The organism is Streptomyces sp. B5E4 (genome assembly GCF_039871555.1).
In the GTDB taxonomy this organism is placed as follows: Bacteria; Actinomycetota; Actinomycetes; order Streptomycetales; family Streptomycetaceae; genus Streptomyces.
The window spans coordinates 75,658-97,159 of sequence record NZ_JBDPMI010000015.1 but is presented as its reverse complement, the minus strand read 5'-3'; the positions used below and the strand labels follow the sequence as shown (position 1 = coordinate 97,159).

Here is a 21,502-nt window from a genome sequence, read left to right as displayed (position 1 = left end):
CGCATCTCTTCAGAAGTGTCCGGACTTGAGTGCTCTTTAGTTCATATCCGCTGTGCTTTATTGAAGTACCTATGCCTGAAGGGGCAATTGGTGTGATGTAAGTCACGAGGGGCGCAGGTGAATTACCGGGTTTGCCCGTTAAGAAGGTCTAGTCCACTCGGGCTCATCTCGTTAGGTTAGCGCGACGTTACGTTCCGTTGTCTCAGGGGTGGGGCTCTGTGGTGATGCGTGGGCGATGGCAGCGATATCGGGCTTGGCTGACAGCGGGGTTGGGCACGGCGCTGCTCCTCGGGATGGCGCCCGTCGTGGAGGCGAGTGCGGTTCCGGGCAGCACGCGCGCACCTTCGGCGGCCTCGGACTCCAAGGCGGGTGCAGCGGCCGAAGGCACCCGGGCCGCGGGCACCGAGGAACAGGCGGCCGCGCAGGCGGAACGTACCGGTGAGCCGGTGGAGATCGCCTCGCTCCGAGGCGAGTCCAGCGACGTGTTCGCCACCCCCGACGGGAACTTGGAGGCGCGCGAGTACCTGCGGCCCGTACGGACCCGCGTGGACGGTCAGTGGAAGGCGATCGACACGGGACTCACCCCGGTTGACGGCGGCATGGTGACGCCCGGTGCGACCACGGTGGGGATGGAGTTCTCCGGCGGCGGTACGGCGCCGCTGGTGCGCATGACCAAGGCCGGGCGGGAGTTGGCTCTTTCGTGGCCGGGTACGCTGCCGCAGCCGCGGCTGGAGGGGGACGCGGCCGTCTACCCGGAGGTTCTGCCAGGAGTCGACTTGCGCATGGGGGTGCAGGCCGACGGCTTCACCCAGCTGCTGGTGGTCAAGTCTGCCGAGGCCGCGCAGAATCCGGATCTGGCGCAACTCCGGATGCACCTGGACGCAACCGGGGTGTCCGTGCGCGAAACGGCGGCCGGTGGCCTCGAAGCGGTCGACGCCGGTGCCGGGGGCGCGGTGTTCGAGGCACCGCAGCCGGTCATGTGGGACTCCAGCGGCGGCACCACATCCGGCGCCCGGAGCGCGGCCGCCGGGGATCCGGAGGGCGAGCCGGCGGCGGGGGAGTCGGGCAAGCTGGCGCCGGTCGACGTCCAGGTCGCCCAAGCGCCGGACCAGTTGGTGCTTACGCCGGACGCTCAGGTGCTGAAGGGCGCGGACACGGTCTATCCGGTGTTCATCGACCCGCAGTGGTACTCGCCGCGGGCGTCGGCGTGGACCTTCGCGTCGAAGTACTGGGCGTCGTCGCCGCAGTGGAAGTTCAACGGCGAGAACAACGCGGGGATGGGCTACTGCGGCTGGGACTACTGCGCGCCGCATGACACCAAGCGGGTCTTCTACCGCATTCCGACCTCCCGGTTCGCGGGCAAGTCGATCCTGTCGGCGGAGTTCGTCGTCCGCAACAACTGGTCAGCGTCCTGCTCCGAGCGGAGCGTGGAGTTGTGGCGGACGAAGGACATCAGCTCGTCCACCACGTGGAACAGCCAGGACTCGGGTTCCGGGTTCTGGCTGGACAAGCTGGACACGAGATCCTTCGCCTACGGCTACGACGGATGCGCCTCGAAGGACGCCGAGTTCGGAATCAAGGCCGCGGTGCAGCAGGCGGCCAACAACAAGTGGTCGACGATGACCTTCGGGCTGCGTGCGGCCAACGAGGACGACAAGTACGCCTGGAAGCGGTTCTCGGACAAGGCGTTCCTGCGGGTGAAGTACAACCGCCCGCCGCCGCAGATCAAGATGGCGCAACTCACCATGGAATACGGCGGGGCGTGCAAGCGGCCCGGTGAGAAGGCCCGTATCCACTCGTTGGGCAAGATCTCCGCCAACGAGATCCGAGACCCGGACGGCGACCACGTCGCGGTGCAGTTCCAGGCCCAGTGGACCGACGCGAGCGGTGCAACTCATAGGTGGAGCCCGTCCCGGACTCCGTTCGAGCCGTCCGGATCCAGCTTCACGGTCTCACTGCCGAAGACAGGCACCAACCCCATCCCGAAGAACGAAAACGTGCACTGGTACGCGCGCGCCTATGACGGGGCGCAGTGGTCGCCGTGGTCGTACTCGGGCGATACGAAGACCGCCTGCTACTTCGTCTGGGACACGAACGAGCCCGCGGCGCCCACCATCACCTCAGGTGAGTATCCGGAATCCGATCCGGCGAACCCGAACGATCCGTGGCTGGACGGGGTGGGCCAGTACGGCACCTTCACCCTCGACTCGCCCGCCGCGGATGCGACCCGATATCTGTACGGCATCAACGGCGACCCCTTGCCCGGCAACCAGATTTCCACCTCCGGCGGCGCCGCCAGGGACGTGAAGATCCTCCCGACCAGGCCGGGGCTGAACTTCATCACCGCCCAGTCCTTCGACACGGCCGGGAACAACAGCGAGATCCGCACCTACCAGTTCCGGGTGAAGGCCGGCCAGCCGGACCGCGCGACGTGGCAACTCGACGAGCCGGCCGGTGCCACCCAGGCCGAGGGCTCCACGCCGGCGCGGACCCTTGCCCTCAAGGGCGGGGCGACCACCGGCGCCGCCGGGGCCGACGGCACCGCACTCGGGCTCAACGGCACCGACGCCTACGCCGCCACCGACCTGTCGCCCGTCAACAACACCGGCGGCTTCACCGTCTCGGCCTGGGTGAAGCTGGATACCAAACCGACGACCGGCGCGGCGGTGGTCGCCTCTCAGCCGGGTAATGAGCGGATGGGTTTCGCGCTGCACTACGCGGCCGCTCACGACCGCTGGATCTTCAACGGCTTCTCCGCCGACACCCCCGACGCCACCGTCCACCGGGCCATGGCACCGAACCCCGGTGGCGTGCAGACCGGTAGTTGGACGCATCTCGTCGGCTCGTACGACTCCGTCGAGGACACGCTGCGGCTGTTCGTCAACGGCACCCTCGTCGGCGAGACCCCCTTCGTCAGCACCTGGAACGCGCGCCGCGGGCTGCAACTCGGCGCCGGCGCGGCGGCCGGGGTGGCCAAGGACTTCTTCCCCGGCACCCTCGACAAGGTCCAGATCTTCGACAAACGCATCGCCCAGGACGAGGTCGACAAGCTCTACGCCAAGCAGACCATCGGCGACCCCGGCCGCCCCGCCATCGCCGTCTTCGAACTCGACGAGCCCGCCGGCGCCACCGAGGTCTCCGGCCGCGGCGGTGTCCTGCCTGCGCGCTACCACGGCGGCGTGACCACCGGCGTGCCCGGCGTGGCGGGCAAGGCCACGAAGTTCAACGGCACCGACGGCTACGCCCGTATCGGGCAGACCTCCGGACCGCACATCAACAGCGAACGGTCCTTCGCCGTCTCCGCCTGGGCGAAACTGGACCGCAAACCGAACAGCCAGGCCACCGTCGTGGCGCAGGCAGGCGAGTTCGCCCTGGGCTTCGAGCTCTACTACTCCGCCGCCTACGACCGCTGGGTCTTCAACCAATACGCCTCCGACACCCCCGGCGCACCGATCATCCGGGCCATGGCCGACCAGCCAGGAGACGCCTACGCCGGCACGTGGGCGCACCTGGTCGGCGTGCACGACACCACCGCCAACACCCTCACCCTGTACATCAACGGCAAGAAAGCCGGCTCCACCACCCTGGTCGACGCCTTCTACGCAGCCGGCTCCATGTACGTCGGTGCCGTCTCCGTCAACAACAACCTCAAGAGCCACTTCCCCGGCACCATCGACGACGTCCGGCTCTTCGACCGGCCCATCTCACCGGCCGAGGTCCAGCAGCTCTACAAGCAGCGTGCCTTCGTCAAGGGCCGGTGGCTGTTCGAGGAGATGTCGGGTAGCGCCCCGGCCACCACCCCGGACGCCAGCGAGGAGGGCAGGCCCATGGCCCTGGAGGGCGGAGCGAAACTGGGCCCAGGCTGGATCGACTTCTCCGGTCTGCAACTCGACGGCGTCGACGATCACGCTGCCGCGAGCATGCCGGTGGACACCTCAGGCAGTTTCACCCTCACAGGCTGGGCTCAGGCCGCGGCCATGCCCGGCGGCGCGGTGACGGTGGCCAGTGCCGAAGGCAGCACCACCAACGCATTCTCCGTCCGGTATCTGCCGGACGCGGCGGATCCGAACGCGCCGGGAAGGTGGCAGGTCGTGCTGCCTTCATCTGATGCCGCGGACGCGCCGGTGGTGCGCGCGGACAACGGGAACTTCTACGACGTACGCGAGTGGAACCACCTGGCCCTGGTGTACGACGGCTTCGCCCGGGAGCTGAAGCTGTACGTCAACGGCGTGTTGGAAGAGACCGCCTGCTCCGACAGCGACGGCGACGGTGAGCCGGACCAGGCCGGGTGCAAGGACCTGGTGCCGTGGGCGGAACACGCGCAGTCGTTCAAGGCCACCGGTGAACTGCAGATCGGCCGCGCGAAGACTGCCGGCGGCTTCGATGAGTACTTCCCCGGCACGATCGATGACGTCTGGGCCTTCCAGGGCCCGCTGAGCGAAGACCAGGTCGCCTGGCTCGCCTCCCAGTGGTTTGACGTGCCCACCCAGGTGCCGCCGGGCGGCTGACGCACCGCCGAATTCCGCCAGCAAGTCTTCGATCTTCTCTTCTGGCGCCCGCTGCTGTCCGTCGGCGGGCGCCGGCCCGGGAGGGGCAAGCATGAGCATGATCAGAGCGCGTGTGCGTATCGGGGCCGGGCTGCGCCGGAAGGTGGCTCTCGGTGCGGCGGCGGTGATGAGCGCCACTCTGCTGCAGGCAGCGGCACTACCGGCGGCCACCGCCGATAGCGGGGGACTGCCACAAGCGCCCTCGCCCGGAGAGGCTGTCCCCGGCAAGGCGGGCAAAGTCAAGCCCCGCCCTCAGAGCGAAGGCCCCCGCACGCCGGTACGAGCCCCCGAGGCGGCATGGCCCAACCCGGGTAGCACGACCGTCGAGATCCCAGCCGCGGGCGCGCGCAAGGCGGATTCGGCCGGCGGGCCGCCCGTCCGGCTGATTGCCGCGAAGGCCGGCGGGAAGCATGCCAAGCGGTTCGCGACCGGCCAAGCCGAGATCAGGACCTTGGACCGCGCGACTGCGGAGAAGACCGGTGCCAACGGGCCCGTGTTCAGCGTCACCGGCAAGGACGGGACGCAGGGTCGTGCCGGCGTGGAAGTGGACTACAGCAACTTCGCGGAGGCGTATGGCGGCAGCTATGCCTCCCGGCTCACGCTGGTCCAACTGCCCGCCTGCGCACTGACCACTCCCGTTAAAACGGCCTGCCACACCGTCAGGCCCATCACGACGACCAACGACTCCGAGAACCAGACCCTGACCGGCGACGCAGTCGCTCTGCGCGCTGGCGAGCCGACAGTCCTGGCTGTCACCACCGCTGCGGAGGGCGATCAGGGTGACTTCAAGGCCACCCAGTTGTCCCCCTCTGCCACCTGGAACACCAACCTGAACACGGGCGACTTCACCTGGGACTACGACCTTCCCGTCCCGGAGGTGCCCGGTGAGCTGACTCCGAAGGTCGGCCTGTCGTACTCCTCCGGTGGCGTCGACGGGCGCACCGGCGGTACGAACAACCAGTCCTCGTGGGTGGGCGACGGATTCGAGATGTGGCCCGGGTTCATCGAACGCCGCTACAAGCCGTGCGCGGACGACGGGGTCGAACACCCCGACGGCAACAAGCCCGCCGACCTGTGCTGGGGATACGACAACGCGTACATCTCCTTCAACGGCCAAGCCGGTGAACTCGTCCCGGCCGGCGCCGACGAGTGGAAGCTGAAGAAGGACGACGGCACCCGCATCAAGCGCCTCGCGTCACCCAACCGCGGCAACGGCGATAACAACGGCGAGTACTGGCGGCTGACCGACCCCAACGGCGTGCGCTACTACTTCGGCTACAACCGGCTGCCCGGATGGGCCGACGGGAAGGAGGCCACGGGTTCGGCCTGGAAGGTCCCGGTGTTCGGCGACGATTCCGGAGAGCCCTGCCACGACGCCGCCGGCTTCGGCTCGTCGTGGTGCCAGCAGGCCTGGCGCTGGAACCTCGACTACGTCGTCGACCCGCACGGCAACGCCATCTCCTACTACTACCACCAGGAGGAGAACTCCTACGGCCGCAACCTGAAGGCGGACAACAACACCCGCTACACCCGCGGCGGCAGCCTGGACCGTATCGAGTACGGGCTGAAGCACTCCTCGGTGTACGACACGAAGCCCCTGGCCAAGGTCGACTTCAGCAGCGCCGAGCGCTGCCTGCCCAACGCGCAGACGACCTGCGACTCGATCGGAACCGACTCCGCGTACTGGTACGACACACCCTGGGACCTGAACTGCGGCGAAACAGCCACCTGCGACCAGGGCAGACTTGCGCCCAGCTTCTGGACCCGCAAGCGTCTGACCGAAGTGACCACCGAGGTCCTCAAGAGCGACGGGACCTACGGCCCGGTCGACTCCTGGAAGCTGGCACACCGCTGGGGCCAGGCCGACATCGACTACCAGCTCCTGCTCGACTCGATCCAGCACACCGGCCACACCGCCACCCCGGCGATCACCCTGCCGAAGACCACCTTCGCCTACAAGCAGTTGGCCAACCGCCTGGACAAGACCGGAGACGGCTACGCGCCGTTCATCAAGGCCCGGCTGGAGAGCGTCTCCGACGAGTACGGAGGTCAGATCACCGCCAACTACTCCCAACCAGCCTGCGACTGGAACGCGCTGCCCACCCCGCAGACGAACACCACCCGCTGCTTCCCGCAATACATCGGCGGCAGCGCCACCGCCGATCCGGAACGGCAGTGGTTCAACAAGTACGTCACCATCTCCGTGACCGGTACCGACCGCACCGGCGGCGCCTCCGGCTCGATGACCCGCTACGAATATCTGGGCGGGGCGGCCTGGCACTACGACGATGACGACGGTCTGACGAAGGAGAAGTTCAAGACCTGGTCCCAGTGGCGCGGCTACGGTCAGGTGCGAGTCAAGACCGGCGGGCTGCTCGGCGACGAGGCGATGGAGTCCCAGTCCGACACCTACTTCCTGCGCGGAATGCACGGTGACCGCGAGAGCCCCTCCGGCGGCACCAAGAACGTGTCCGTCGGCCTCGGCAGCGGCGAGGGCGACCCGCTCACCGACCACGAGTCGGCCGCCGGCTTCGCGTACAAGACCGTCGAGTTCTCCGGCCCCGGCGGCAAGGTGCTGAACAAGGCCGTCAGCCGGCCCTGGCACCACCAGACGGCCAAGAAGGAACGCAACTGGGGCACGGTCACCGCCAACTTCACCGGCGCAGCGCAGCGCAAGACCTTCACCTCCCTGGACAACGGCGCCGGCACCGACTGGCGCACCACCCAGGTCAGTAACACCTACGACACCATCGCCGGGCGCGTCACCCACGTTGATGACTTCGGTGACACCTCCACCGCGGCCGACAACCGCTGCACCCGCACCACGTACGCGACCAACGCGGACGACAACATCCTCACCCTGCCCGCCCGGGTCGAGACTGTCTCCAAGGGATGCGACGGGACGGTCGACCGCACCAAGGACGTGATCTCCGATACCCGCACCGCCTACGACGGCGACGCCATCACCGCCGCAACCGGCAAGCCGACGAAGGGCGACGCCACCGCCACCGCCGTACTGAAATCCCACACCGCCTCCGAGGCGGTCTACCTGGAATCCGGCGCAACCTACGACGCCTACGGCCGCGAGACCAGCAGCACCGACCTGACCGCGAACCTGGTGTTCGACGCGGTTGGCAAGTTCGTCTCACGGACGCAGCGGGACGACGGCCGCACCGACAAGACCCAGTACAAGCCGTCCAGCGGCCTCGTCACCCAGGTCGTCACGACGAGCCCGCCGGCCAAGGCAGGCGACGCCACCACCGCGCAGACCACCACCACGGACGTGGGCACACTGCGCGGCCTGCCGATCAGGGAAACCGACACGAACGGGAAGGCCACCGAGTTCGCCTACGACGCACTCGGCCGATCCACCAAAGTCTGGCTGCCCGACCGCAAGACCAGCCAGCTACCGACCCATGAGTTCGACTACCAGGTCACCGACGGCAAGCCGGTCGCCGTATCCACCAAGACCCTGACCGAGGGCGGCGGCGGCCAGTTGACCTCCTACATGCTCTACGACGGCTTCCTGCGTGAACGCCAGACCCAAACCCCCGGGCCCGAGGGCGGACGGCTGGTCAACGACGTCCACTACGACGAGCGCGGCCTGAGGGAGAAGATCTTCTCCCAGTACTACACCACCGGCGCCCCGGCCGCGGCCCTGTTCGAGCCCATCGACAGGCTGAGCGTGGAGTCCCAGATCTGGTTCGGCTACGACGGTCTGGGCCGTGTCATCAAGGAGCAGCAGGTCTCCGGCAACGGCGAAGGCAATCCCCACCGGGTCCTCGCCACCACGACGACCAGCTACCACGGCGACCGCACCACCGTGATCCCGCCGCAAGGCGGTACCGCCACCACCACGCTGACCGACGCGCGCGGCCAGACCACCGAACTGCGCCAGCACCACGCCCGCGCGGCCGAGGCCGCCTACGACACCACCCGCTATGCCTACACCCCCCGCGGGGAACTGGCCACGTTCACCGACTCCGCCGGGAACGAATGGTCCTACCGCTACGACCAGCTCGGCCGGCAGACCGAGGCGAACGACCCAGACAAGGGGACCACCACCTCCACGTACGACGACCGCGGCCAGCTCACCACGACCACCGACGCCCGCGGCGCGAAGCTCGCCCACGTCTACGACGGCCTGGGCCGCAAGACCGAGCTGCGCAACGACTCACCGACCGGAACCCTGCGGTCCCAGTGGGTCTACGACACCATCGCCGGCGCCAAGGGACAGCTCGCCACCTCCACCCGCTACGAAGACGGCGCCGCCTACACCTCCCGAGTCACCGCCTACGACCACCTCTACCGGCCGTACAGAACGGCCGTCACCATCCCCGCCAAGGAAGGCGCGCTGGCAGGCACCTACCAGGCCGGCACCTCCTACCACCCCAACGGCCTCGTCGCCGGGGAAACCTACTCCGCGGCCGGATCACTCCCCGGCGGCGGCATGACCTTCGCATACGACGACATCCTCCGGCCCACCAAAGCCGAGGGCATCTGGGGCAGCTCGTCCATCCTCGAGTACCGCCACACCGGCCAGCCGATGCAGTACGACCTGGCCGCCAGCGATGGCAGCCGACGCGCCAGGATCAGCAACACCTACGAGTGGGGCACCCAGCGCCTGAAGAACTCCCGCGTGGACCGGGAGAACGTCCCCGGTGTCGAGAAGTACGCCACCTACACCTACGACGAGACCGGCAACATCACCTCGGTCTCGGACGTCAACCGCACCGGCACCGACAACCAGTGCTTCACCTACGACTACTTGCGCCGCATGACCGAAGCCTGGACCGAAGCCGACGAGAACTGCGAGACAGCGCCGTCCCCGGGCATCGTGGGCGGCCCGGCGGCGTACTGGCAGTCCTTCACCTACGACAAGGCCGGCAACCGCACCACCCACACGGACCACACCGCGCCCGGCGGCGCAGCCCAGGACACCACGTACACCTACAGCTACCCCGCACCCGGCCAGCCGCAGCCCCACGCCCTCACCGACGTGACCAGCACCGGCCCCACGGGCACCAGCACCGACAGCTACACCTACGACGAAGTCGGCAACACGAAAACCCGCACCCTGGCAGGCAGCACCCAGAACCTGACCTGGGACGCAGAGGGCCACCTGGCTTCGGTCTCCGAACCGGACGGCGCCGGCGGCACGAAGAGCACCTCATACCTCTACGACGCCGACGGCAACCGCCTCATCGGCCGCACCTCCAGCGACACGACCCTCTACCTCGGCCACACCGAGGTCACCCTCCCCAAGGGCGCCACGAAGGCCCAGGCCACCCGGTACTACGACCTCGGCGACGGCCACCAGGCCGTCCAGGAAGACGACGGCAGCGTCTGGTTCACGATCGCCGACCACCACGGCACCGGCCAACTCGCTGTCAATGCAGCCAATGCGGACCTCCAGCGCCGCCGGGAACTGCCCTTCGGCAACCCCCGCGGCCAGGAACCCGCCGACTGGCCCGGCAGCAAGGGCTTCGTTGGCGGCACCAACGACACCACCACCGGCCTGACCCACCTCGGCGCACGCGAATACGACCCGGCAACCGGCAGATTCATCTCCGTCGACCCACTGATGGATCTCACCGACCCCCAGCAGTGGCAGGGATACGCCTACGCCAACAACAACCCGATCACCCACGCCGACCCCACCGGCCTCTTCTGGAAAGGCATCATCGACTTCATCCAGGAGACGGTGGAACGCGCCGTCATCCACCAGAACTCCACCCGAAACTCCTCCAGCGGTGGTGGCGGTGGCGGAGGCGGAGGAGGCACCACCCCGGCTACCCAGGCAACCTTCACGGCCGCCCCGGCAGGCGGGTGTGTGGGAATGTACGTGATGAGGTGCATACCCGACGTCAGCCAGCTCTGGGAGGATGGCGAGCCCGTACGCGAAGTGGTTGAGGACCTCATGCTGCCGGACGTGGGAGGTGCGATTGACTGCGTGACCGCGCCTGGGCTGACCAAGGAATGCGGGGCCGCCCTCCTGGAGACTCCGTGGACCAAAGCCCTCGGCTCCGTGGCGCAAATCGGAAAAAGGATCGGCGATAAGATCCTGGACGCACGGAAGGCCAGGAAGGCCGAAGGGGCGGATCCCAAACCAGGCGCCAAATCACCTAAGTGTGAAAGCAACAGCTTCACCGCCGGCACGCCGGTTCTAATGGCCGACGGCACCACGAAACCCATCGAAGACGTAAAGGTCGGCGACAAGGTAGTCGCCACCGACCCCGAAACCGGCAAAACCAGCATCGAAACCGTCACAGCAGAGATCGTCGGCAGTGGGTCCAAGAACCTGGTCGAGATCACCATCGACCTCGACGGCAAGCACGGGAAGAAGACCGCCGCCGTCACCGCCACCGACGGCCACCCCTTCTGGGTCCCCGAACTCGACGAATGGATCGAAGCCACTGACCTCCAGACCGGCCAGTGGCTCCAGACCAGCGCCGGCACCCACATCCAGATCACAGCCATCCACCGCTGGACTACCCAAACCACGGTCTACAATCTGACCGTCACCGACAAGCACACGTACTACGTGCTGGCGGGACAGACTCCGGTTCTCGTTCACAACAGCGATTGTCCCAATTGGGCGCCCAACAGCGTGAAAACGTGGGGTCATACCTTCAAGACTCACGGCGCTGGTGCGAAGAACACGAAGGCTCTGACAGATCGCGCTCGCAGCACCGGAAATCAGCAAGGTCAGTGGCTGGATAATGACGCCGCAGCCGATTTCTTGAAGGGACACCATGTCGAAGGTGCCGGGCCCAGGTCGGTGCGCATTCCGGAAGGTATGGGGCAGGTGATTATGCCGGATGGCAGTATTGTGCAAGCGCGGGCGGCTACCATCGTCCCGAGTTCAAATGGGCTGTACAAGACGGCATTCCCGATCATTGGCCCGAACTAGGAGGCTTGGAGATAGGAGGCTTGGAGAGATGAGCTTCTCCGTGTCGTTCAATTCAGCCGTGCCGTCTGGTGCTGTGGCTCCTGCCTCAGCGAGTCTGGAGGCGGGTGACGGTTACGAAACCCTGGTCATGGAGGCGTGTAGCGCCCTCTCTGATGCGGGAGGCAGCAACTTCCACATTGGCGGCTTCGGGAGTGAGGAGTGGCCGCTTGATGTCGCGTATGACTTGTCTGCCTTCATGGAGCAGCTCCCGTCGCTCCTGGTGGGTGTGCGCGACCAACGCGAAGTCGAGGTAGATCTCTACTCGCAGGGTATCGAGAGGAATTTGACTTTCCATCCAAGTGGGGATCTCGTGATGATTCACTGCGAGTCGCGGACCAATTGGGTTCCAAACCCAGAGCACGAGAGTATTGCACGGACCGAGCTAGTCGCGATGCTCTCGAAGTTGGCCGAGGACTTCGCCAGAGCGTTGAAGGTGATCAATTCCGAACTGTCGAAGATCGCACCATTCGAACGTTGGCTGGAGGGTGAGGTGTAGCCTCGCTACCTGATCCCGCTGCCCTCGCGCTGGGTAGCAGCAGCGAAGTTGAGCCCCGTCAGGTACGTCCTGGCGGGGCTTCTGCGTGGGGTGACGGCAGTATTGACGGCAACGTCAGCGGACGGCGGCTCAGGCAAGGGGTGGTTCGTCGTCGTCGGGCTTGTCAGCGATCTCGGCGGGGTTGTGGAGGGCGTGGCCGAGGAGGTCGATGGCGTCTTTGTTGGAGGCGGAGTCGGACGTGGGCGTACACGGTGGCAGTCACGCCGATGTGGGCGTGCCTCAACAGCCCCTTGACCACGACGAGTTCTGCCCCCTGTTCCAGGAGGAGGGTCGCGGTGGAGTGGCGGAGGTCGCGGGAGCGGATGCGGTGGAGACCCGCGGTGCGGGGGAGTGTGGTGAAGGTTCGGGTGAGGTTGGTCGGTCGATCGACCGGCCCTGGGCTGTGGTGAACACGTGCTCACTGTGGTGTCAATCTCTGCTTGCTGCCTTGCGCTCATGCTGCTGCTGTTCGTGGTGGTGCTTCAGCGACCGGAGGCAGCGGGCGGGGAGGGCGATGCGGCGCTCGGAGGTCTGGGTCTTGGTGGGCAGCGTGGTCCTTGGTGGCGATCTCGTCGCTGAGCTTGGCCAGGGGACCTCCTTCCAGATGGCGGCGTAGACGCGGACGCGGCAACGCATGGAGCCGGGAGGAGGACGTATCCGGCGGCTCCCACCGGTCGTCCTTACGCTGGGGACGGTTGCGTTGCCGCTGGTTCGCACGCGGCGGGGTGCGGCTCTCAGGCCGGCTGCCGTTGTTCGTGGCTCGGGAGGCTTGGCCGCCCTGCTCCCCAAAGCCAATCGAGCGGCGCCGGCTGGAATGCTCGGCTGCATCGGGACGAGTTGACGGCGGGTGTTTCCCTCGGAGGACCGATCCCTCGTAGGGTTCTAACCTGCGACCAGGAACGGGTCGGTGTCATCTGGGTGCGTACGCGCCTGACCTGGCTTTTGGCGCCTACCCTCAAGGATGGGGCGTGACCTTGGGGCGTCATCCAAATGTGTCGCAGGCAGTGACGCTTCCGTATGCAGAGCCGCGCTGACCTGGGGGTTCACGTATCGCGGCTTGGTGCCTCCGGCAGGATTCGAACCTGCGACACCCGCTTTAGGAGAGCGGTGCTCTATCCCCTGAGCTACGGAGGCGGGGCTCTATGGGAAAATGTGTGGGAAAATGCGGCGATGTCCGCAAGGTCCGGCACGGTCTTCCGCTGGAGCGCCGGTGCGCGAGCTGTGGAGGCTGCGCACCGCCGCTAGTGTAGCGGGTCAGCCCGGGGCCGCAGCTGACAGGGCCAGTGGCTGGGAGGACTGGTTCAAGCCTGGCGGGAGGTGGCCAGGGTGATTGAGTTGATCATCCAGGCGTAGCCGATGTGGATGAGGAGAGCTCCGTCGGCTCCGTAGGCGGGGAGGCGGTTGTCCCGGTGGGAGTAGTCGAGGGTGCAGTTCGATGACTCGCTGTCCTGCCGGAAGCCCTTGAGCCTGCCGCCCAAGAGCGTGAACGGGGGTACCTGGCGGAGATGCTCGGTGCGGTTGAACTTCATGCGCTTCGTCCTGGGATCAAGTGTTCGATCCTCTGCCGTCTCGTAGAGGGGGATGAGTTCGGTGTGGCCTCCATTTCGGCACGGAATTTCAACCTCGTGGTAGAAGCGCCAGCGATTGACATCCTTTCGCGCGACAAATTGACGAACTGGCAGCGGATTGTAGGCAGTCTTTCCATCGGCAGTGATCTTTCGCTCGCACGAGCGTCCGACCGCCGCGTATACGTCGTGGGTGCATTTCGTGGAACCATCACTGGTGCGCATCACCCTGCACACCAAGGTCTTCCAGGACCGCGTCGGGGAGTACGAGGCAGCCCACCGCGAGGTGCCCGCCGAGCCGACAGTCGCGATCCGCGCGGCGCGGGCGACCTCCTGGGGACTATCTGGCCCTGGTTGGCGTTGATGGCGCCGACGTAGCCGGTCTGCATCAGTCCGCCGACCGCGGCGAGCACCCCTGCGATGATGAAGACCGAGAGCATCACCCGCTCCACCCGGATACCGGCCGCACGGGCAGCGTCCGGGTGCCGCCGATGGCGTATATCGCCCGCCCCCACCGGTACTTCAGCAGAAACCCGGTGATCCCGAAGGCCGCAGCCGCGACCCACACCGACATGGGGACGCTGAGGAAGGTGGTGGTCGCGAGGGAGAAGAAGGCCTCGGGCATGCCGAAGAGGGTCTTGCCCTCGGTGGCACCGACCAGCACGCCGCGGAGCACGATCAGCATCGCCAGGGTCACGATGAAGGCGTTGAGCTTGAACGTCACCACCAGGACGCCGTTGAAGGCACCGATCACCGCGCCGGCCACCACGATCGCCAGCAGCCCCAGAGCCGCCGGCCACTCGGTGCCGAAGCCGGCGTTGGCCGCGGGCAGTACGAGCAGCGCTCCCAGCGCCGGTGCGATGCAGAGGACCGACTCCAGCGACAGGTCGAACTTGCCGGCGATCAGGACGAGCGACTCGGCGAGTACGACCATGGCGAGAGCGGCCGAGGCGCCGAGTATCGAGAGGAGGTCGCGCTCGGTGAGGAAGGAGTCGTTGAGCACTGTCCCCAGCACCATCAGGAGCAGCAGCGCGGGTACGGGAGCCAGCTCGCGGGCGCGGCGCAGCAGGACGTTCCGAGCGACCTCGGAGGGGGACGCGCCGTTGGTGGCCCGGGCCGCCGCCGTGTCCCGGACCTTCGGGGCCTTGGTGTCAGCCACGGTCCACTCCTTCGAACGAGGCGATCAGCTCGTGGTCGTTCCGGCCGGCGGAGTGCTCGGCGACGACCCGGCCGTGGAAGAGCACCAGCACGCGGTCGCAGCGGCGCAGGTCGTCCAGTTCGTCCGAGACGACGAGGACCGCCGTGCCGTCGTCTCGGGCGCCGTCCACGCGGGCGAGCAGGGAGTCCCTGGACTTCACATCCACGCCCGCGGTCGGATTGATGAGGATGAGGAGGCGGGGGTCGCTTGCCAGGGCGCGGGCCATGACGATCTTCTGTGCATTGCCGCCGGACAGGTCGGAGACCGGCTGGTCGGGACCTTCGGCGTGGATGTCGAGGCGCCGTATGAGTTCGCCGGTGAACCTCCGCTTGGCGCCGGTGCCCACCAGGCCGTATCGGCCCAGCCGGTCGAAGACACTCATCGTGCCGTTGTCACCGATGGTCATTGCGGCGAACAGGCTCGTCAGGGCCTCGGTGCGGGCGGCACCGCGGTGTACCGGTTCTGCGTGTACAGCCCAACTGGGGCGGCTCCGTGTCGCCTTCGCAACTCGGTCGCACAGCGGAGCGTGTGGCACACCGCGATCTCGTGGGTGGGAGACCGGGCCCCCGCCCGTCGGCGATCAGCTTTCGGGCCGAACTGGTGTGGAGTGGAGCGCACGGTGGTTACCGTGCTCGGCCGCCCACCCCGGCAGGTGTGCGTGAGCTGTGGCTCCCGAGGTCAGGAGCGTCGGGCGTGGCGCTTGCGGAACGAACTCGGAGGCAGCCCGACCCGCTTGGTGAACAGTCGGGTGAAGTACCCCTGGTCGTCGTAGCCGACGCGACGTGCGATCGCCGCGACGGTGAGATCGGTGTGGGCAAGGAGGTCCTTCGCCTGGTTCAGGCGGGTTGCCAGGATGAACTCCTTGGGGCTGCATCCGGCCGCGCGTCCGACCGCGTCGTGCAGCTCATCCCGGGGGAGGGAGAGCCTTCGGGAGTGCTCGGGCACGGAGATCGGCAGACAGGCGGATTCGGCGAACCGCTCCAGCGCCGTCGGGACATGGGAGCCCAGGTCGGCCCGGCTGCGGCGCACGGTGATCAGAAACTCGTGCAGGACCACCGCGACGGACGACGCGTACTGTGGCTCGGTCTCGTTGCACACCGTGGCTATCTTGCGGACTGCGCGGCGGACGTGCTCGGCCGTGGAAAGCGGGACGACGAAGCCGTCGGTGAACCCGAGTTCTGTGTACGCGTCCAGGACGGGGCCGGTGAAGCCGACGAAGCACTCCGACCAGTCCGGAGTGTGCGCCCCGTAGGAGTGCTCGACGCCGGGCGGCAGGCGGACCAGCACCGGGGCGGACACGTCGACGGGCTCACGGCCGCCCCAGGAGAACCAGCCCGATCCGGAGAGGATGATGAGCGCGACGTGGTGGTTGAACGCGCGAGGCCCTTCGGCAGGGTACCCGGGTTGCATCCCGACCGCCGTGCAGGCCAGAGCCGGTCTCTGCGCTGTCGTGGGCGGCGCGAACCTACGCTGCCACTCGTCGCCGTGCTCACGGCCGGGAACCCAATCGGCACCCCCCGAGGGGTGCGGCGGAGTTTGCATGCCTCTCCATGCCGGGTCCGTCTGGGGTACTGACGGCTCCCGGCGGTCTAGTAGCCGACTACCTGCGTTCCTGTCCACACGTGGATGGTCACCCCGAGGCCCGTACGAGCCGTCGGACTCGTCCCGCGAGTGATCACCGCACCGCTCCTCGTCGATGGGTGCGCTCTCGGGGGCTCGGCTCGCTGCCATGGCTGCCCACGTCCTTCCTTGCTCTCGCCGGTCGCGTCACTGGGGGTACCGGCCTCCCGCCGTCCTGCGCCTGCGTGGCGACCGTGAGCTCGGGCCTTCCACCGGGGCCCAAGTCCCCCTGGGGATCACCGGGGGCCGCCTCTCGGGTCCCGCCGCTTTGCCAAAGCTTTACGCCAGAACGGTCGCAGGCCCTCACGGCCTACGTCCGGGTCTTCAGAGGCGGCCGGCGTCCTGGGGGATCGAAGCGGCGGCTTCCAGAAGCGTGCGTGGCGCCCCGCCGGAGCCGAGAGACGCCGAAGAGCTGACGATACATCGGATATCTACGCGGACAGGCGAGGGGCCTGGCGGGAAGTTTTGCTGGAAAAGAGTCCATTGACATGCGATGTGCACGTTCCTACGGTCCCGGGTAATCCGATGAATGAGGAGCCGCGATGCACACCCCTCACGCCCGCACCATCCGGAGAGCCACCGCATTTCCCCTTGTGGTCGCCGCCGCCCTGACTGCCGCCGCACTGCCAAGCGCCTCCGCGGCGTCCACGGAAGCGACGGGACCCGGCACGGATTACGCCGTAGACGACCCCTTCACGTCCGACCGCACGAGCTGGTTCCGTCAGGACCGATTCGGCATGTTCATCCACTTCGGCGCGTACTCGAACCTGGAGGGCGAGTACACCCGTCCCGACGGCACCGTCTGCCGCAACGCCGAGTGGATCCAGAGAGAGTGCAACATCCCGAAGGAGGAGTACGAGAAGCAGGCCGCGACCTTCAACCCCGCAGACTTCGACGCCGAGGCCGTGGTCAACGCTGCCAAGGACGCCGGGATGCGCTACATCGTCGTCACGTCCAAGCACCACGACGGCTACGCGATGTGGCCCACGAAGGTCAACTCGTGGAACCTGCGGGACCACTCGGCGTTCGACAAGAACCGCGACATCCTCGCCGAGTTGAAGCAGGCCGCCGACGAAGCGGGCATCAAGCTCGGCTTCTACTACTCGATCTGGGACTGGCACGACCCGGACTTCCCCGACCGGGCCACCTTCCCCGCGTACGAGGAGCGCATGTACGCCCAGCTCAAGGAGCTGGTCGACAACTACGACCCGGAGTTGCTCTGGTTCGACGGTGAGTGGGACACCGACCGCCCGCACAACCCCTGGACCGCGCGCGACGGCGAGCGCCTGGAAGAGTATCTGCGCGACCTGAACCCCGAGCTCATCGTCAACAACCGGGTCGGCAAACGCCGGGTGACCGACGGCGACTACGGCACCCCTGAGCAGGAGATCCCGGACGAGCCGGTCGACGGCCAGCTCTGGGAATCGTGCATGACCCTCAACAACAGCTGGGGATACGCCCGGCACGACCAGAACTGGAAGTCCAGCGCCTCCCTGGTGCGCAACCTGCTGTCCACCTCCTCCCGCAGTGGCAACTACCTGCTCAATGTCGGCCCCGACGCCCGCGGACGCGTCCCCGCACCCTCCGTGGAGCGGCTGGGTGAGATGGGCGACTGGCTGCGCACCGCGGGCCAGGGAGAGGCCGTCTACGGCGTTGCCTACGGCGGGCTGGTCGAGCAGCCGGAGTGGGGGACGGTCAGCCGCAAGGGCGACAAGCTGTACGCGGCGGTCACCCAGTGGCCCGAGGAAGGCGCTTCGCTGCACGTGACCGCCCGCACCGGCTTCGACGTCACCGGCGCCCGGGTGCTCGGCTCCGACCAGGAGGTGGCCGTCACCGAGGCGGGCGACGGCTATGACCTCACGCCCACCGGAGCCGCGACCAACGAGGCCGCCACCGTCATCGAGCTGACCGTCGATCCCGGGCCCACGGCCGCCCCGGGGGAGGGCTCCGGCCTGAAGCAGGAGGTCTTCGACAACCCCACGCTCTCCGGAGCGCCGAAGCTCACCCGCACCGATCCGACTGTCAACCACTCCTGGAAGTACACCGGTTCGCCGGCCGCGGACATCCCTGCGGACAGCTTCAGCGTGCGCTGGACCGGCAGCATCGAGCCGCGCCGCACGGAGACCTACACCCTGAGCACGCTCTCTGACGACAACGTGCGTGTATGGATCGACGGCGAGCCTGTCATCGACAACTGGAGTCCGCACGAGTCGCACATCGACGAGGCCCAGGTGAACCTGACCGCGGGCACCCGCCACTCCATCAAGATCGAGTACGTGGAGCAGACCGGCGAGGCCCACATGAAGCTGCTGTGGTCGAGCCCCGGACAGGAGCAGCAGATCGTTCCGCGGCAGCAGTTGCACCCGAACTGACACGAGCGACCGCACCCGGAGTGAACAACCCGGGCGGCCCGCCGCGCCACCACGGCGGCGGGCCGCCCTCCTTCCCGTCGGCCCTGATGACGAGGCGCCGCCGCGCGGTGTTCTACGCCGTCACTTGCCCCGCCGGCCCCGACCCCGCCGCACGCTCGCCCCACCCATCCATCCCACCCGCACGGGAGAGGAAAGCAGATGGTCAGACAGCCGCTCGACCTGCGACGATCTCACCGAGGAGCACGGCAGTGCTTGATCACTGCTGTCGTCACACTCGCCGCGTTCAGCGGCACCGTCATGGCGGGTACGCCCGTTGCCGCATCGGAGCCGAATCCCGTCGTCGCGATCAGCAGCACCGACACGCAGGCGCAGATCCTCGAGAAGGCGGCGTCGGTGACGCCCTCTGCACGTCAGTTGGCGTGGCAGCGGGAGGAGCTGACAGGGTTCGTCCACTTCGGCCCGAACACCTTCACCGGCAAGGAGTGGGGGACGGGGCTGGAGGACCCGGACGTGTTCAACCCCTCCGACCTGGACACCGATCAGTGGGCGGCCACGTTCAAGGACGCCGGCTTCAAGAAGGTCATCCTCACCGCCAAGCACCACGACGGCATGCTGATGTTCCCCTCGGACTACTCCGACCACGGAGTGGCCTCCAGCAACTGGCGGAACGGCCAGGGCGACGTCTTCAAGGAGTTCACCGACTCGGCCCGCAAGTACGGTCTCAAGGTCGGCTTCTACCTGTCACCCGCGGACGGCCACGAGTACGAGACCAGGGATGCAGACGGCAGGTACGGCAACGGCAGCACACCGCAGCCCACCCGGATCCCGAGCAGCGGTGACGGCAACGGCACGACCTTCGACTTCGTCGCCGACGACTACAACCGCTACTACATGAACACCCTGTACGAGCTGCTCACCAAGTACGGTGAGATCAGTGAGGTATGGCTCGACGGAGCCAACCCCTGGCCCGACACCAACCAGAAGTACAACTTCACGGACTGGATCACCATGGTCCGCACCCTCCAGCCGGGCGCGGTCGTCTTCCAGGACGGTGGCCCGGACGTCCGCTGGGTCGGCAACGAGAGGGGGCTCACTCACCGTACGAGCGAATGGTCGCCGCTCCCGTACGACACCGACGACGACGGCAACCCGGCAGATCCGGCGACGGCGGCTGACACGGTGTTGCGCGTGCCCGGGGGCAACTCGGCCGAGGACCTGGGCAGTGACACGGTGCTCGGACAGCAGACCGACGGCAGCAACAGGTGGAAGCTGCTGCGGTGGGCACCGGCCGAGTGCGACGGCCGGCTGCAGGGCGACTCCTGGTTCTGGGACCAGGGCGCCCGGCCGGTCTCGCTGGACACGCTCAAAGGGATGTACCTCAACTCGGTGGGCAAGAACTGTCAGCTACTGCTGAACGTGGCCCCCGACAACACCGGGCGCCTCCCCGACGACGCGGTCTCACGGATGAACGAGTTCGGCGACTGGATCCGCTCGATCCAGGCCAGGACCTCTGCCCAGGCATCGGCGCACAACGATGCCGGCACCTCCCACACCAAGGGCAACCACCCCCGTAACGTACTGGACACCGACGACAGCACCGCCTGGCAGCCCACGGGCACCACCGGCGACCTCGTGCTGGACCTCGGGTCGGCCAAGACGTTCAACGTGGTGAACCTGCAGGAGAACATCCAGGTCGGGCAGCGCGTCTCGAGTTTCGCCGTGGACTCCTGGGACGGCACCTCGTGGAAGGAGGTCGGCGACGCCACCACGATCGGCTACCGCCGCCTCCTCAAGCTGGACAACCCGGTCACCACCAACAGAATCCGGCTGCGGATCACCTCCTCCCGGGCACTCCCGCCGGCGATCTCCACGCTCTCCCTGCACCAGGACGGCATCACCGGCGAGAACACGGCGCTGGGCAAGCCCGCCGACCAGTCCAGCACCCACCACCTGGGTGCAGACGCGAGCCGGGCGGTGGACGGTGACACCGGCGGCGACTTCTTCGCAGGTTCGGTCACCCACACCTCCGACACGCCGCTGGACACCAACCCCTGGTGGCAGGTCGACCTCGGTGCATCCCAGCACGTCGGCTCCGTCAAGCTGTGGAACCGTACGGACTGCTGCGCCGACCGGCTCCGCGACTTCTACGTCTTCGCCTCCGACACGCCCTTCACTTCCACCGATCTGGAAGCCACCAAGAACCAGAGCGGCGTATGGAGCAGGCACCAGGCCGGCGCCGTCGAGGAATCGCTGACCTTGCCGGTCGGCAGTGACGCACGCTACGTCCGCGTCCAGCTGGTAGGGGCCGACCGCCCCCTGTCCCTCGCCGAAGTCCAGGTGTTCGAGTAGTTCCCGGCTGCCGGTCGCGGCGGCCGTCGCTCATTGACGGCCGCCGCGACCGGGCGGGGAAGGATCGCTTCGGACGCCGGACCTGCTCGTCATGGCGTGGGCCATGACGGAGCGCAGGTGGTACGAGGCTGGATCCGGCCGCACGGCCTACGTCGCTGTCGTGCCCACCGTCGGTGCCCTGTCCACCTGCGCGAGCGACCGTGCGTGTTCGATCGCGAGAAGACCTGCCCCGATCGCCGCCGTGTTCGCGCCCGTGCGGCTGGGCTCGATCCGAGGTCCCGGACTGGGCTATGTCCTGCCGGCACGTGCTACGTCATCTGAAGGCCACCCAGGTGTTGACGTGTCTGAGTCAGCGCGCTACAAA

General features: G+C 67.5%; 7 protein-coding genes, 1 tRNA gene and 4 pseudogenes. 6 read left to right on the top strand and 6 right to left on the bottom strand.

The window, feature by feature from the left end:
* The first annotated feature begins 293 nt into the window (after positions 1-293).
* From ABGA99_RS20440 to ABGA99_RS20430, 3 genes are all read left to right on the top strand, one after another.
* Positions 294-4,508 (top strand): LamG-like jellyroll fold domain-containing protein, encoded by a 4,215-nt coding sequence (locus ABGA99_RS20440; RefSeq protein ID WP_347583143.1) that lies wholly within the window; start codon positions 294-296, stop codon positions 4,506-4,508.
* A gap of 142 nt (positions 4,509-4,650) precedes the next feature.
* Positions 4,651-11,460, top strand: a complete 6,810-nt coding sequence (locus tag ABGA99_RS20435) for a polymorphic toxin-type HINT domain-containing protein (RefSeq protein WP_347583142.1) — start codon at positions 4,651-4,653, stop codon at positions 11,458-11,460.
* Between the two features lie 28 nt (positions 11,461-11,488).
* A complete protein-coding gene (locus ABGA99_RS20430; protein ID WP_347579047.1) occupies positions 11,489-11,995 on the top strand; it encodes a hypothetical protein in 507 nt (168 codons plus the stop codon).
* 129 nt (positions 11,996-12,124) lie between these two features.
* Here the strand turns inward: ABGA99_RS20430 and ABGA99_RS20425 are convergent.
* The 3 genes and pseudogenes from ABGA99_RS20425 to ABGA99_RS20415 all read right to left on the bottom strand — a co-directional run.
* A pseudogene (locus tag ABGA99_RS20425) lies at positions 12,125-12,589 on the bottom strand (tyrosine-type recombinase/integrase); the annotation flags it as partial.
* A 503-nt stretch (positions 12,590-13,092) separates the two neighbouring features.
* A tRNA-Arg gene (locus ABGA99_RS20420) sits at positions 13,093-13,168 on the bottom strand.
* 167 nt (positions 13,169-13,335) lie between these two features.
* Entirely contained in the window at positions 13,336-13,563 is a 228-nt protein-coding gene (locus tag ABGA99_RS20415; RefSeq protein WP_347583141.1) for a hypothetical protein, read from the bottom strand.
* Between the two features lie 253 nt (positions 13,564-13,816).
* On the opposite strand from ABGA99_RS20415, the pseudogene ABGA99_RS20410 reads away from it, so the two are divergent.
* A pseudogene (locus ABGA99_RS20410) lies at positions 13,817-13,942 on the top strand (L-rhamnose mutarotase); the annotation flags it as partial.
* 1 nt (position 13,943) lies between these two features.
* On the opposite strand, the pseudogene ABGA99_RS20405 reads toward ABGA99_RS20410, so the two are convergent.
* The 3 genes and pseudogenes from ABGA99_RS20405 to ABGA99_RS20395 all read right to left on the bottom strand — a co-directional run.
* A pseudogene (locus ABGA99_RS20405) lies at positions 13,944-14,668 on the bottom strand (ABC transporter permease); the annotation flags it as partial.
* 82 nt (positions 14,669-14,750) lie between these two features.
* Positions 14,751-15,215, bottom strand: a pseudogene (locus tag ABGA99_RS20400) (ATP-binding cassette domain-containing protein); the annotation flags it as partial.
* 260 nt (positions 15,216-15,475) lie between these two features.
* Entirely contained in the window at positions 15,476-16,207 is a 732-nt protein-coding gene (locus tag ABGA99_RS20395; protein ID WP_347579050.1) for an AraC family transcriptional regulator, read from the bottom strand.
* 752 nt (positions 16,208-16,959) lie between these two features.
* On the opposite strand from ABGA99_RS20395, the gene ABGA99_RS20390 reads away from it, so the two are divergent.
* Positions 16,960-18,789 carry an alpha-L-fucosidase gene (locus tag ABGA99_RS20390; protein ID WP_347583140.1) on the top strand — a complete coding sequence of 610 codons (1,830 nt, stop codon included), beginning with the start codon at positions 16,960-16,962 and terminating at the stop codon, positions 18,787-18,789.
* 252 nt (positions 18,790-19,041) lie between these two features.
* Positions 19,042-21,138 carry an alpha-L-fucosidase gene (locus tag ABGA99_RS20385; RefSeq protein WP_347579052.1) on the top strand — a complete coding sequence of 699 codons (2,097 nt, stop codon included), beginning with the start codon at positions 19,042-19,044 and terminating at the stop codon, positions 21,136-21,138.
* Positions 21,139-21,502 lie beyond the last annotated feature (364 nt).

Excerpts from the sequence above, each read along its gene's own strand:
- ABGA99_RS20415 (WP_347583141.1), bottom strand. The coding sequence starts at position 13,563 with ATGAAGTTCAACCGCACCGAGCATCTCCGCCAGGTACCCCCGTTCACG.
- ABGA99_RS20430 (WP_347579047.1), top strand. The coding sequence starts at position 11,489 with ATGAGCTTCTCCGTGTCGTTCAATTCAGCCGTGCCGTCTGGTGCTGTG.
- ABGA99_RS20395 (WP_347579050.1), bottom strand. The coding sequence starts at position 16,207 with ATGCAACCCGGGTACCCTGCCGAAGGGCCTCGCGCGTTCAACCACCAC.
- ABGA99_RS20390 (WP_347583140.1), top strand. The coding sequence starts at position 16,960 with ATGCACACCCCTCACGCCCGCACCATCCGGAGAGCCACCGCATTTCCC.
- ABGA99_RS20440 (WP_347583143.1), top strand. The coding sequence starts at position 294 with ATGGCGCCCGTCGTGGAGGCGAGTGCGGTTCCGGGCAGCACGCGCGCA.